We start from the raw sequence: 12,502 nt of genomic DNA, 5'->3' as shown, positions 1-12,502 counted from the left end.
CGCGCACGACTCGTACGACCAGTACGACCCGTACGACCCGTGCGGGGGTTCGCCTTCGTACGACCCGAGGGACCGCTGAGGAGCGCGCGGATGAGTGCCGCAGACACGACCACTGCCAAAGTGCCGCCGACGCGGCAGTCGCCGCCACCACCACCCGTGGTGCCAAGACCACGCGGCCGCCGCAGCGCCGGCGGGGCCGCCACCCCCTGGCTGCTCCTCGCCCCCTGCCTGCTGGTCCTCGCCCTGGTGATGGGCTATCCGCTGGTCCGGCTGGTCACCCTCTCCTTCCAGAAGTTCGGGCAGTCCCAGCTGTGGGGCTTCCAGCCGGCCGAGTCGGTCGGTTTCGACAACTTCACGGGAGTGCTGAGCGACGGCGAGTTCTGGCAGGTCGTCCTTCGCACGGTCGTCTTCGCGGCCGGCTGCGTGATCCTCACGATGGTCATCGGCATGCTGATCGCGCTGCTCCTCCAGCGCGTCTCCGGCTGGGTGAAGACCCTCGTCAACATCGCGCTCGTGGCCGGCTGGGGCATGCCGGTCATCGTCGCCACCACCGTCTTCAAGTGGCTGTTCGACGCCGACTACGGCATCCTCAACGCGGTCCTGAGCAGGCTGCCGGGCGTCGAGCTGATCGGCCACAACTGGTTCGCCAGCGGACCGCAGGGGCTGGCGGTCATCATGCTCCTCGTCGTCTGGGGCGCCGTGCCCTTCGTGGTCATCACCCTCAGCGCCGGCCTCACCCAGGTCCCGGCCGAACTGGAGGAGGCCGCCCGCCTCGACGGCGCGGGCGCCTGGGGCGTCTTCCGGTACGTCACCCTGCCCATCCTCAAGCCGATCATCGTGATGCTCACGACCCTGTCGGTCATCTGGGACATGGGCGTCTTCCCCCAGGTCTTCGTCATGCGCAACGGCCACCCGGAAGCCGAGTTCCAGATCCTGACGACGTACTCCTACGACCGCGCCTTCGTCGTCAACGACTACGGACAGGGCTCGGCGATCGCCCTGGTCACCGTGGTGCTGCTGCTCGGAGTGGTCGCCGTCTACATGCGTCAGATGCTGAAGATCGGAGAGGTCGAATGAGCGCCGTTGCCGCCGAGGCGAACCGGGTGGACAGCCGGTCCGGGCGCCGCAAGCCGAAGTTCGGCTGGAACCTCCTCGGCCTGCTGGTCTTCGCCGTCGCGGGCTTCCCCGTCTACTGGATGCTCAACACCGCGTTCAAGCCGGCGAAGGACGCCATCGATCCGGACCCGAGCCTGCTGCCGACCGGACTGACCCTCGACAACTTCAGCCGCGCGCTGCACATCGCCGACTTCTGGGGCCCGGTGGGCCGCAGCCTGCTCGTCTCCCTGGCGGTCGTCGCGATCGGCGTCGTCGTCGGCATGCTGGCCGCCCTGGCCATCTCCCGGTTCGCCTTCCGCGGCCGCAAGATCGTGATCGTGGGCATCCTGGCCGTCCAGATGGTCCCGCTCGTCGCCATGATCATCCCGGTCTTCCTGCTGCTGAACGACCTGGGTCAGTACGACAAGCTGTCCGGCCTGATCCTCACGTACCTGACCTTCATCCTCCCCTTCACGGTGTGGACGCTGCGCGGCTTCATCGTCAACATCCCGAAGGAGCTGGAGGAGGCCGCGATGGTGGACGGCTGCTCCCGCACCGGAGCCTTCGTCCGGGTGGTCTTCCCCCTGCTGGCCCCGGGCATGGTCGCCACCTCGGTCTACGGCTTCATCCAGGCCTGGAACGAGTACCTCTACGCCCTGATGCTGCTCAGCCAGAAGAACCAGACGGCCACCGTGTGGCTCAGCAACTTCTCCACCAAGCACGGCACCGAGTACGCCCCGATGATGGCCGGCGCCACCATGATGGCCCTACCGATCGTCGCCCTGTTCCTCCTCGTCCAGCGCAAGATGGCCGCGGGGCTGACCGCGGGCGCCGTGAAGGGATAACGCCCCCGATGACGACAATCGCCAGCGGCACCGACACTCTCACCCGTGACGCCCTGACGGTCCTCCAACCCGGTTTCCCCGGCACCACCGCCCCCGACTGGCTGCTGCGCCGCCTGGGCGAGGGCCTGGCGTCGGTGGGCCTGTTCGGCAGGAACATCGCCTCACCGGAACAACTCGCCTCGCTGACCGCGCAGTTGCGCGTGGAGCGGGACGACGTCCTGGTCGCGATCGACGAGGAGGGCGGAGACGTCACGCGCCTGGAGGTGCGCACCGGCTCCAGCTTCCCCGGCAACCACGCGCTGGGCGCGGTGGACGACGTCTCGCTCACCCTGGAGGTCGCCGCCGAGCTGGGCCGCCGCCTCGCGGAGTGCGGCGTCAACCTGAACTGGGCGCCCTCCGCCGACGTGAACTCCAACCCCGCGAACCCGGTCATCGGTGTCCGCTCGTTCGGCGCCGACCCGGGCCTGGTCGCCCGGCACACCGCCGCCTACGTCACCGGCCTGCAGTCGGCGGGCGTGGCGGCCTGCACCAAGCACTTCCCCGGGCACGGCGACACGGCCGTCGACTCCCACCACGCGCTCCCGCGCATCGACGCCGACCCGGCGGTCCTGACGGAACGCGAACTGACCCCGTTCCGCGCCGCCATCGCCGCCGGCACCCGGGCCGTGATGAGCGCGCACATCCTGGTCCCCGCCCTGGACCCGGCCCGACCGGCGACCCTGTCCCCGCGCATCCTCACCACCCTGCTCCGCGAGGAACTCGGCTACGACGGCCTGATCGTCACCGACGGCATGGAGATGCAGGCCGTCGCCGCGACCTACGGCATCGAGCGCGGCAGCGTCCTCGCCGTCGCGGCCGGCGCCGACGCCATCTGCGTGGGCGGCGGCCTGGCGGACGACGAGACGGTACGCCGCCTGCGCGACGCCCTGGTCACCGCCGTCCGCACGGGCGAACTCCCCGAGCGACGCCTCGCGGACGCGGCGGAACGGGTACGGGCACTGGCCCGCTGGACGGCTTCACGGAGCACGGCCGCGGCCGCGGCCGGCGCCGACGAGGGGACGGCGCGCGCGGACCGGAGCGCCGGGCGAGCGGATGTCGGGCTGATCGCCGCCCGCCGGGCGCTGCGCCTGACCGGCGACGACGTCTTCAACCCGCTCGCCGACCCGCCGTACGTCGCCGCGCTCACCCCGGTCGCGAACATCGCCGTCGGCGACGAGACCCCGTGGGGCGTGGCCGCGGAGCTGGGCCGGCTGCTGCCGGGGACGGAGACCGGCAGCTTCACGGGCGCGGACGCGGGGCACGCGGCGCTGGTCGCCGCGGGGGAGCGGCGGATCGTCGCCGTGGTCCGCGACGAGCACCGGCACCCCTGGATGGGGGCGGCCCTCGACACCCTCCTCACGGCACGCCCGGACACGGTCGTCGTCGAGATGGGCGTCCCCCAGGCCCCGCCCCGGGGCGCGCTGCACATCGCCACCCACGGCGCGGCCCGGGTGTGCGGCCGCGCGGCGGCGGAGGTCATCGCGGCGGGCACACCCGCCTGAGCGCCACCACGACGAAAGGCGCCGGGCTCCTCTTCAGGAGCCCGGCGCCTTTCGTCGTGGCCGGTGGTGGCGGCGCCCTCAGATGCCCTGCCACTCCGGCTTGTTGGCGAAGGTGTGGCGGAAGTACTCCGCGAGCTTCAGCTTGGACGCGGCGGCCTCGTCGACGACGACCGTCGCGTGCGGGTGCAGCTGGAGCGCGGAGGCCGGGCACACCGCGGCGACCGGCCCCTCGACGGTGGCCGCGACGGCGTCGGCCTTGCCCTCCCCGGTGGCGAGCAGCACCAGGTGCCGCGCCTCCAGGATCGTCCCGATCCCCTGGGTGATGACGTGGTGCGGCACCTGTTCGATGTCCCCGTCGAAGAACCTCGCGTTGTCCACCCGGGTCTGCTCGGTCAGCGTCTTGATCCGGGTCCGCGAGCGCAGCGACGAGCACGGCTCGTTGAACCCGATGTGTCCGTCGGTGCCGATCCCGAGCAGCTGGAGGTCCACTCCGCCGGCCGCGGCCAGCGCGCGGTCGTAGGCCTCGCACGCGGCCTGCACGTCGGTGGCCGTGCCGTCCGGCCCGAGGAAGGCCTCCATGGTGATGCCGAGCGGCTCCAGCACCTCGCGCCGCAGCACCGAACGGTAGGACTCGGGGTGCTGGGCGGGCAGGCCCACGTACTCGTCGAGCTGGGCGATCCGTGCCCGGGCGGTGTCCACCGATCCGGAGCGCACCTTGGCCGCCAGCGCCTGGTAGATGGGCAGCGGGGTGGAGCCGGTGGCCACGCCGAGCAGGGCGTCCGGCTTGCGCCGCAGGAGCTGCGCCAGGGCCTCGGCGATGAGCTCGCCGCCCGACCGGGCGTCCGCAACGATGACAACTTCCACGCTGGCCTGCCGTTCTGAGAGGGGCTCGGGGGCCCGGAAGGGCTGTGTGGTGGGCTATGTGGTTTAGACCAATCTATGAGGTCAATCTAACAGAGTCGGCAGTGTCCGTCTCGGACGCGGAGGGGACGCGGAGGGGGCGCGGAGGGGAACGCGGGGGGATGGCGGGGGGATGGCGAAAGGGGGGGCAGAAGGGGGAGGCGGCCGGTCGCGGAGCAGATCGCGGAAAATGCCCCGCGCAACTGGCCCCGCGCGGGAACCCGCACAGGCTAGGCTGCGTTGTGGATGTCAGAACGTCCGCATACCCACAACAACGAACGACCTTCCACACGTGGACACCCCTAGTGGTCTAGTCCACAATGGAAGGGAGCGACACACAGAACTTCCGTCTTCCCCGCACAGGAAGGCGGACCGAGGACCCGGTGCTCTCTGCCCTGACTGCCCCGGCTCCTCACCCTTCGGTCGACGGGACCGCACACCCCGCGGCCGATATTGCTCCGGGCTGCGGTGCCGGGAGGGCTGAGGGTCCCTCTCAGGCGCCGCGGCCCGCGGGTGTTTCCGGGCCCGGGCCGCATACGGCCGACCGCGCTCCGTAGGCAGGTTTAGGCCCCGCACAAACCCACAGGTACGCTCGCAGACGTGCCCTCCATGAACGAACTCGTACGCCAGCACACCGCACTCGACGACTCCGACCTCGAGTGGCTCCATCTGCTGGTCTCGGAGTGGCAGCTGCTCTCCGACCTCTCCTTCGCCGACCTGGTCCTGTGGGTCCCCACCCGCGACGGCACCCGCTATGTCTCCGTCGCCCAGATGCGGCCCAACACCGGCCCGACCTCCTACCAGGACGACATGGTCGGCCACCTCGTCCCGCGCGGCCGCCGACCCCTGCTCGACGCCGCCCTGGACGAGGGCCGGATCGTGCGCGAGGGCGACCCGGAGTGGCGCGAGGAGGTCCCCGTCCGGGTCGAGTCGATCCCCGTACGGCGTGACGGGCGTGTCCTCGGGGTCATCGCCCGCAACACCAACCTGCTCACCGTGCGCACCCCCAGCCGCCTGGAGCTCACCTACCTCCAGAGCGCCTCCGACCTCGCACAGATGATCGCGGCCGGCTCCTTCCCGTTCCCCAACCAGCAGATGGACATGGACGCGGCCCCGCGCGCCGGCGACGGCCTGATCCGCGTCGACGTCGACGGGATCGTCCAGTACGCCTCCCCGAACGCGCTGTCGGCCTACCACCGCATGGGTCTGGCCTCCGACCTGGTCGGCCAGCACCTCGGCCTGACCACGGCGGAACTCGCGCCGACCAGGGGCCCGGTGGACGAGGCGCTCGCCAAGGTGGCCAGCGGTTGGGCGCCCCGCGAGTTCGAGATCGAGGCCAAGGACGGGGTCATCCAGTTCCGGGCGATCCCGCTCAAGCCCAAGGGCACCCGCGTCGGCGCGCTCGTGCTGCTCCGGGACGTCACCGAACTGCGCCGTCGCGAGCGCGAGTTGATCACCAAGGACGCGACCATCCGGGAGATCCACCACCGGGTGAAGAACAACCTCCAGACGGTGGCGGCCCTGTTGCGCCTCCAGGCCCGGCGCATCGAGTCCGAGCGCGGCCGGGAGGCGCTGGAGGAGGCGGTCCGCCGGGTCGGCTCGATCGCCATCGTGCATGAGACGCTGTCTCAGAACCTGGACGAGCGGGTCGAGTTCGACGAGATCGCCGACCGGGTGCTGGCGATGGTCGCCGAGATCTCGCCGGGCAAGGTCGCCGGCCGGCGCACCGGACGCTTCGGCATCCTGGACGCCGAGGTCGCCACCCCGCTGTCCATGGTCCTCACCGAGATCCTGCAGAACGCCCTGGAGCACGGCTTCGGCGAGGGCGACACCGGCACGGTCGAGGTCTCCGCGGTCCGCGGCGGCACCACGAAGGAGACGCGTCTCCTGGTCACCGTCCAGGACGACGGCGTCGGGCTGCCCGAGGGCTTCGACCCGCACACCTCCGGCAACCTCGGCCTCCAGATCGTACGGACGCTGGTGGAGGGCGAGTTGGGCGGAACCTTCGACATGGTCCCGGGTCCGGAGCGCGGCACTCAGGTGATCCTGGACATCCCGGTGCGCGCGCAGAAGTAGTGGAACGCACAGCAAGAAGCCCCGGACCGTTCAGGGGTCCGGGGCTCGAATGCTCGTTGCCAGCTTGTGCTGCGCATCGGGGGTACTGCGCGCTGCGGCTCGGGGGCGGGAGTTGCGTACTCGCTGTACGCGCCGCCAAGCTCAGGCTTGCGGGGCGGGTCTTGTCAGGCGGTGGCCTGACGGGCCCGGTTGCGGGCGGCGCGGCGCTTCATCGCACGACGCTCGTCCTCGCTGAGGCCACCCCAGACGCCGGAGTCCTGACCGGACTCGAGCGCCCACTGCAGACACTGCTCCATAACCGGGCAGCGACGGCAGACGGCCTTGGCTTCCTCGATCTGCAGCAGCGCAGGACCGGTGTTGCCGATGGGGAAGAAGAGCTCGGGGTCTTCCTCGCGGCAAACGGCGTTGTGACGCCAGTCCATGGCTGCTACCTCTCCTTGGTATTACGTGCGGGTTGCTTGTGAATGTGAACGCTTTCACGAATCCCTCAACAAGTGAAGGGCCACCAGCCAGATTGCCTGGCCTTGGTCCTGTGTGTTTGAAGAGGGGTTCCGATGATCAGTGGATGCCGGTGTTGCGGGCTGTCCCGATCGCCACGTAGAGACTCGCAAACCTCAGCGGCGGATACAACCCCTTCCGGAAAGTTTTTTTTGATTCCTCGGTGTCGACTAGGTCACAGCCGTACTTCCATGGGGTGGACCCTGGCCTAAACGTTCGAGTGAAAGGACTTCAGCCCTTTCTGCTCACACAATCACACGCAGTGCACGGCGTACGCCTGTGAACGTCACGCTTGTTCGCAGCCCCAGGTGGTCACCGTCCATCTGAAGGGGCAAAGGGACCTTCGAATGCAAGGTGAACTGGTCCAGATCGTGCAGTGAGACGGCATGCTTGCCGTGCGGGCCTCGCTCGGGGGACGAAGTGAGCAACTGGGTGCCATATCGGGCAACCGACGCCGTGGACAGACGGCTGAGACCCAGTACGTCGAGCCCTGTATCGAACGAGGCCTTAGGTGACGCGTACACCGGGCGATTGCCCAGATAGGTCCACGGAGCCGTGTTGCAGACTATGGACAGCACCAAATCGGTCACCGGGTCCGCGCCCGGCCGCTCCAGGGTGATCGACCCGTGCCGGCGCTGTGACTCACCCAACAACTGGCGCACGGCCTGACGGATGTAAAGAGCGTGGGTGGATCTTCTGCCGCGCTCGCGCTGCTGCTCCACCCGCCCGACCACCCCGGCGTCGAAGCCGAGCCCGGCGTTGAACGTGAACCAGCGCGAGGGCACCGCCTCGTCCTCCGTGCCCGGCGTGCCCGCGGCGAGGCCGAGCCCGACCGTGCGCTCTCTGTTCTCCCGCAGGGCGTCCAGCAGCGCGCCGGTGGCTTCCACCGGATCGTTGGGCAGGCCGAGGGCGCGGGCGAAGACGTTGGTGGAGCCGCCGGGGACCACCGCGACGCCGGGCAGGTTGGCCGGATCGGGGCCGTCGTGCAGGAGGCCGTTGACCACCTCGTTGACCGTGCCGTCGCCCCCCAGGGCGACCACCAGATCGACGTTCCCGCTGTCCGCCGCCTGCCGGCCCAGGTCTCGCGCGTGCCCGCGGTACTCGGTGGTGACCGCATCGAGCTTCATCTCGCTCGCGAGCGCGTGGATGAGGACGTCGCGCGTCCGTGCACTCGTAGTGGTTGCCGCCGGATTGACCACGAGAAGTGCACGCATGAGTTGCAGCGTACCTACTGGGTGGTACCGGGCACAGGCCGAGGTGGGGATCGGGTAAGAGATCGCGGGGTGAGCCTCGACACGAGCGCCGCGCCCGCCAGCGCGGGCGGCCCGGGGCCCGGTCAGGGGTGCGGGCTACCCTTCTGAGGTGAGCAGTGACCAGACTTCCGCCGCCCCGGAAACCGCAGAACCCCGCCCGCGCCGGCTGACGTACGCCGCCGCGCTCGTCGCCCTGGAGGGGCTGGCGCTGGTCGTCGGCGGGGTGTGGATGTTCGCCCTGGGGATCGGCGGCGATCCGGACGACCGTCAGCAGGCCGTCACCGGCGGAGTCACGCTGCTCGTGCTCGCGCTGCTGCCGCTGCTCGCCGCCCGTGGGCTGCTGGGTCTGCGCAGCTGGAGCCGGGGGCCCGCCGTCATCACCCAGATCATGGCGCTGCCGGTGGCCTACAACCTGTTGCAGGCCGACAGCATGGCGATCCCGGCGGGCATCGCGCTCGCGGCCATCGCCGTCGCTTCGCTCGTCCTGCTCGTCAACAAAGAGACGACCCGGGCCCTCGGGATCCGGGGGCCGGGTCGCGCATCGGAGTAGCGGCACCGCTGGGGCGCTACTCCTCGACGAGCAGTTTCTCCCGCAGCTGGGCCAGCGTGCGGGCCAGCAGCCGCGAGACGTGCATCTGCGAGATGCCGACCTCCTGCGCGATCTGCGACTGGGTCATGTTGCCGAAGAAGCGCAGCAGCAGGATCCGCTTCTCGCGCGGCGGGAGGTCCTCCAGGAGCGGCTTGAGGGACTCCCGGTACTCGACGCCCTCCAGCGCCTCGTCCTCCGCGCCCAGAGTGTCCGCGACCGCCGGTGACTCGTCGTCGGTGTCGGGTACGTCCAGGGAGAGGGTGGAGTACGCGTTGGCGGACTCCAGGCCCTCCAGGACCTCCTCCTCCGAGATCGCCAGCTTCTCGGCGAGCTCGTGGACCGTGGGGGAGCGGCCGTGCTGCTGCGACAGCTCGGCCGTCGCCGTGGTCAGCGCCAGGCGCAGCTCCTGGAGCCTGCGCGGCACCCGCACCGCCCAGCCCTTGTCACGGAAGTGCCGCTTGATCTCGCCGACGACCGTCGGGGTCGCGTACGTGGAGAACTCCACGCCACGCTCCGGGTCGAAGCGGTCGACCGACTTGATCAGGCCGATGGTGGCGACCTGGGTCAGGTCGTCCAGCGGCTCGCCGCGGTTGCGGAAGCGCCGCGCGAGGTGCTCGACGAGCGGCAGATGCATGCGGACCAGCTGGTTGCGCATCTCCGCGTACTCGGCACTGCTGCTCTCGAGCTTGCGCAGCTCGACGAACATCGCCCGTGCGCCGCTGCGGTCCCCCGGCGCGGGGGGTCCCGGCACGGGGGTGGCCGGTGGTTCGTGCTGCGTGCCCGGCACGCTCTGTTCGCCGTCTCGCTGGTGCTCGCTCATTGTCCCGCCCGTCGCCCTCTGTCGAGCCCTCGCCTCTGCTCGGCCCGGGGGCGAGCCCCCGATCCGCCTCTCCCGAGGCGAGCCCTGCACGGCACCTTCCGGCGGGCCCGCCTGCGCGGAGACCGAGTCGTCCTCCGGATGCGGCCGGGCCTGCTCGGGAATGCCGTCGATACCGTCCGCCATGCGTCGGGAACCGTCCGGAGAGACTGGAATCTCGGCGTTCTCGGCCGGCAGCTCCCGTGTGCCGCGCTCTTCGTCCCGCACCGGCCCGTCCCCGTTCCTCACGCCGGCCCGGGTCCCGCGCCGCGCTGTTTGTAGAGACTGATCGTCACGGTCTTGTCCTCGTCGACGGCGGAGGACACCTTGCCCGCGAGGGCGGACAGGACGGTCCAGGCGAAGGTGTCCCGTGAGGGGGCGTGTCCGTCCGTGGTCGGCGCGGAGACGGTGACTTCCAGTGAGTCGTCGACGAGTCGGAACACGCAACTGAGTACCGAGCCCGGCACGGCCTGCTGAAGCAGGATCGCGCAGGCCTCGTCCACCGCGATGCGCAGGTCCTCGATCTCGTCCAGGGTGAAGTCCAAACGGGCCGCGAGGCCGGCCGTGGCCGTCCGCAGCACCGACAGGTAGGCACCCGCAGCCGGCAGCCGGACTTCCACGAAGTCCTGGGTCGCGGGCTCGCCTGCGATCTGGGACACCCTCACCTCCAAGGTGGTACAAGCTTTCTCGGGGCCGAGGGTCGCCCCCCGGGGTAACGCGTGTGTGGTGCAGCGGTGACGCTATCGCGCTCTCAAGTTTCTGTCCCCGGGACCCCAACCCCCTGGCGTCACTCACAGTAAAGCTGTGAACACGCTCCGTGTCTAGTGGTCGGTCGGCCCAAATGGGAACAGGGCGCGCCGGGTTGACGTACCCAGGCGTCAGATGGTCGAACCGTACCCGCCGGACGGCCGGGGCGTCATGGTCTCCTCATACGAGGACGTGGTCGACGAAGCACCAGCGCCAGTTCTCGCCGGGTTCGAAGGTCCGCATCACCGGGTGACCCGACTCCTTGTGGTGCTCCGTCGCGTGCCTGCTCGGCGAGGAGTCGCAGCAGCCGACATGGCCGCAGGTCAGGCACAGCCGAAGTTGCACCGGGTGGGTGCCGTCCCGCAGGCACTCCGGACACGTCTCACCGAGCGGGACGGGTTCCGGGTGGGGCAGCGCGTCGGCGTGCGTGCACTGTTTCATGATTGCCAGATTACGACGCGCGCGCGGACGATCGCGCGGAAAAACGAGGGCGGGCGAGACATGGACGTGATGCCACTGCTGTTGCTGGTGGCCGGCAGTGCGGCGTGCGCGGCGGCGGCCAGGCGCACCCCGGTGCCCGCGCCGCTGCTGCTCGTGGCGGTCGGCCTGGTGGTGTCCTACGTGCCGGGGGTGCCCGACTACACCCTGGAACCGGACGTCGTGCTGCCGCTCTTGCTGCCCCCGCTGCTGTACACGTCGGCCACCGACAGCTCCTATCTCGACCTGCGCGCCCAGCTGCGGCCGGTGGCCCTGCTGTCGGTCGGGTACGTGCTCTTCGCGACCTTCGTCGTCGGCTGGGCCGCCTATCTGATCGTTCCCGGGCTGCCGCTGACGGCGGCGCTGGTGCTGGGCGCGGTGGTGGCGCCGCCGGACGCGGTCGCGGCCACGGCGGTGGCCCGCCGGGTCGGCCTGCCGTCACGGATCACCACGATCCTCCAGGGCGAGTCGCTGCTGAACGACGCCACCGCGATCACCGCCTACAAGGTGGCCCTCGCGGTCGTGGTCGGCGAGGGCGCGTCCTGGGCCGGCGGTATCGAGGAGTTCCTGGTGGCGGCGGTCGGCGGCACCGCCGTCGGCCTGATCCTGATGGTCCCGCTGCACTGGCTGCGCACCCACCTCAAGGAGCCCCTGCTCCAGAACACGCTCTCCCTGCTGATCCCCTTCGTCGCGTACGCGGCCGCCGAGCAGTTCCACGCCTCCGGCGTCATCGCGGTGGTCGTCGTCGCGCTCTACCTGGGCCACCGCGCGTGGGAGGTCGACTTCGCGACCCGCCTCCAGGAGGAGGCCGTGTGGAAGATGGTCGCCTTCGTCCTGGAGTCGGCGGTCTTCGCGCTGATCGGCCTCCAGCTCCCCGTCGTCCTGAAGGGACTCGGCTCCTACAAGGGCGCGGACGCAGCCTGGTACGCCGTCGCGCTGTTCCTCGTGGTCGTGGCGGCGCGCTTCCTGTGGGTGTACCCGGCGACGTTCCTGCCCCGGCTGCTGTCGGCACGCATCCGCGCGCGGGAGGAGAATCCGACCTGGCGGGGGCCGATCGTCATCGCCTGGGCCGGCATGCGGGGGGTGGTCTCGCTCGCCATCGCCTTCTCCATCCCGCTCACCGTGGACCACGGCGAGGCGCCCTTCCCGTACCGCAATCTGATCCTCTTCCTCACCTTCACGACGGTCATCGGCACCCTGGTGGTGCAGGGGCTGAGCCTGCCCCCGCTGATCCGCCTGCTGAAGTTCCCCGAGCCCGACCCGCAGGCCGCGACGCTCGCCGAGGCCAATGCCCAGGCACAGGCCTCCCGGGTCGCCGAGGAGCGCCTGGACGCGCTGCTCTCCGACGAGCGCAACGCGCTGCCGCCGCCGCTCGCCGACCGTCTGCGCAGCGTCCTGGAGCGGCGCCGCAACGCCGTCTGGGAGCGCCTGGGCCAGGTCAACCCGGTCACCGGCGAGACCGTCGACGACACCTACCGGCGCCTCTCGCGGGAGATGATCAGCGCCGAGCGCGAGATGTTCGTCCGGCTGCGGGACGGCCGCTACATCGACGACGAGATGCTGCGCACGCTGCTGCGCCGACTGGACCTGGAGGAGGCGGCGGCGTTCCGGGAGGCGGCGTAGGC

The 12,502-nt window shown here is 70.5% G+C and carries 12 protein-coding genes; 6 read left to right on the top strand and 6 right to left on the bottom strand.

The window, feature by feature from the left end; genetic code table 11:
* Positions 1-90 precede the first annotated feature (90 nt).
* The 3 genes from ACIRPU_RS26580 to ACIRPU_RS26570 are packed head-to-tail and all read left to right on the top strand — an operon-like array spanning position 91 to position 3,481.
* Positions 91-1,077, top strand: a complete 987-nt coding sequence (locus ACIRPU_RS26580) for a sugar ABC transporter permease (RefSeq protein WP_355704023.1) — start codon at positions 91-93, stop codon at positions 1,075-1,077.
* Positions 1,074-1,940, top strand: a complete 867-nt coding sequence (locus ACIRPU_RS26575; protein ID WP_355704024.1) for a carbohydrate ABC transporter permease — start codon at positions 1,074-1,076, stop codon at positions 1,938-1,940. Before ACIRPU_RS26580 ends, ACIRPU_RS26575 begins: the two co-directional genes overlap by 4 nt.
* Before the next feature lie 8 nt (positions 1,941-1,948).
* Positions 1,949-3,481, top strand: a complete 1,533-nt coding sequence (locus ACIRPU_RS26570; protein ID WP_403871638.1) for a glycoside hydrolase family 3 protein — start codon at positions 1,949-1,951, stop codon at positions 3,479-3,481.
* 78 nt (positions 3,482-3,559) lie between these two features.
* Here the strand turns inward: ACIRPU_RS26570 and nagB are convergent, their stop codons facing one another.
* Positions 3,560-4,345, bottom strand: coding sequence for a glucosamine-6-phosphate deaminase (nagB, locus tag ACIRPU_RS26565; protein WP_403871636.1), 786 nt, complete (start codon positions 4,343-4,345; stop codon positions 3,560-3,562).
* A 645-nt stretch (positions 4,346-4,990) separates the two neighbouring features.
* Here nagB and ACIRPU_RS26560 point away from each other — a divergent pair.
* Complete coding sequence (locus tag ACIRPU_RS26560) at positions 4,991-6,457, top strand: sensor histidine kinase (RefSeq protein WP_403871732.1); 1,467 nt, start codon at positions 4,991-4,993, stop codon at positions 6,455-6,457.
* A 164-nt stretch (positions 6,458-6,621) separates the two neighbouring features.
* Here ACIRPU_RS26560 and ACIRPU_RS26555 read toward each other — a convergent pair whose 3' ends face one another.
* Entirely contained in the window at positions 6,622-6,879 is a 258-nt protein-coding gene (locus tag ACIRPU_RS26555) for a WhiB family transcriptional regulator (RefSeq protein ID WP_006380970.1), read from the bottom strand.
* 321 nt (positions 6,880-7,200) lie between these two features.
* Positions 7,201-8,169: a diacylglycerol kinase family protein gene (locus ACIRPU_RS26550; RefSeq protein WP_355704028.1), complete on the bottom strand. Its 969-nt coding sequence runs from the start codon at positions 8,167-8,169 to the stop codon at positions 7,201-7,203.
* Between the two features lie 148 nt (positions 8,170-8,317).
* On the opposite strand from ACIRPU_RS26550, the gene ACIRPU_RS26545 reads away from it, so the two are divergent.
* Positions 8,318-8,758 (top strand): hypothetical protein, encoded by a 441-nt coding sequence (locus ACIRPU_RS26545; protein ID WP_403871634.1) that lies wholly within the window; start codon positions 8,318-8,320, stop codon positions 8,756-8,758.
* A 16-nt stretch (positions 8,759-8,774) separates the two neighbouring features.
* On the opposite strand, the gene ACIRPU_RS26540 is transcribed toward ACIRPU_RS26545, so the two are convergent.
* The 3 genes from ACIRPU_RS26540 to ACIRPU_RS26530 all read right to left on the bottom strand — a co-directional run bounded on the left by ACIRPU_RS26540 (position 8,775) and on the right by ACIRPU_RS26530 (position 10,841).
* Positions 8,775-9,881 (bottom strand): RNA polymerase sigma factor SigF, encoded by a 1,107-nt coding sequence (locus ACIRPU_RS26540; RefSeq protein ID WP_403871632.1) that lies wholly within the window; start codon positions 9,879-9,881, stop codon positions 8,775-8,777.
* 17 nt (positions 9,882-9,898) lie between these two features.
* Positions 9,899-10,312, bottom strand: coding sequence for an anti-sigma regulatory factor (locus ACIRPU_RS26535; protein ID WP_020130755.1), 414 nt, complete (start codon positions 10,310-10,312; stop codon positions 9,899-9,901).
* Between the two features lie 268 nt (positions 10,313-10,580).
* Positions 10,581-10,841, bottom strand: coding sequence for a UBP-type zinc finger domain-containing protein (locus ACIRPU_RS26530; RefSeq protein ID WP_328479770.1), 261 nt, complete (start codon positions 10,839-10,841; stop codon positions 10,581-10,583).
* A 60-nt stretch (positions 10,842-10,901) separates the two neighbouring features.
* On the opposite strand from ACIRPU_RS26530, the gene ACIRPU_RS26525 reads away from it, so the two are divergent.
* Positions 10,902-12,500, top strand: coding sequence for a Na+/H+ antiporter (locus ACIRPU_RS26525; protein ID WP_403871629.1), 1,599 nt, complete (start codon positions 10,902-10,904; stop codon positions 12,498-12,500).
* Positions 12,501-12,502 lie beyond the last annotated feature (2 nt).

The organism is Streptomyces sp. NPDC102259 (assembly GCF_044766465.1).
Taxonomy (GTDB): Bacteria; Actinomycetota; Actinomycetes; order Streptomycetales; family Streptomycetaceae; genus Streptomyces.
The sequence above is the reverse complement of the archived record's forward strand: the minus strand, read 5'-3'. Positions and strand labels throughout refer to the sequence as shown.

Excerpts from the sequence above, each read along its gene's own strand:
- ACIRPU_RS26580 (WP_355704023.1), top strand. The coding sequence starts at position 91 with ATGAGTGCCGCAGACACGACCACTGCCAAAGTGCCGCCGACGCGGCAG.
- ACIRPU_RS26575 (WP_355704024.1), top strand. The coding sequence starts at position 1,074 with ATGAGCGCCGTTGCCGCCGAGGCGAACCGGGTGGACAGCCGGTCCGGG.
- ACIRPU_RS26570 (WP_403871638.1), top strand. The coding sequence starts at position 1,949 with ATGACGACAATCGCCAGCGGCACCGACACTCTCACCCGTGACGCCCTG.
- ACIRPU_RS26560 (WP_403871732.1), top strand. The coding sequence starts at position 4,991 with ATGAACGAACTCGTACGCCAGCACACCGCACTCGACGACTCCGACCTC.
- ACIRPU_RS26555 (WP_006380970.1), bottom strand. The coding sequence starts at position 6,879 with ATGGACTGGCGTCACAACGCCGTTTGCCGCGAGGAAGACCCCGAGCTC.
- ACIRPU_RS26550 (WP_355704028.1), bottom strand. The coding sequence starts at position 8,169 with ATGCGTGCACTTCTCGTGGTCAATCCGGCGGCAACCACTACGAGTGCA.
- ACIRPU_RS26530 (WP_328479770.1), bottom strand. The coding sequence starts at position 10,841 with ATGAAACAGTGCACGCACGCCGACGCGCTGCCCCACCCGGAACCCGTC.
- ACIRPU_RS26525 (WP_403871629.1), top strand. The coding sequence starts at position 10,902 with ATGGACGTGATGCCACTGCTGTTGCTGGTGGCCGGCAGTGCGGCGTGC.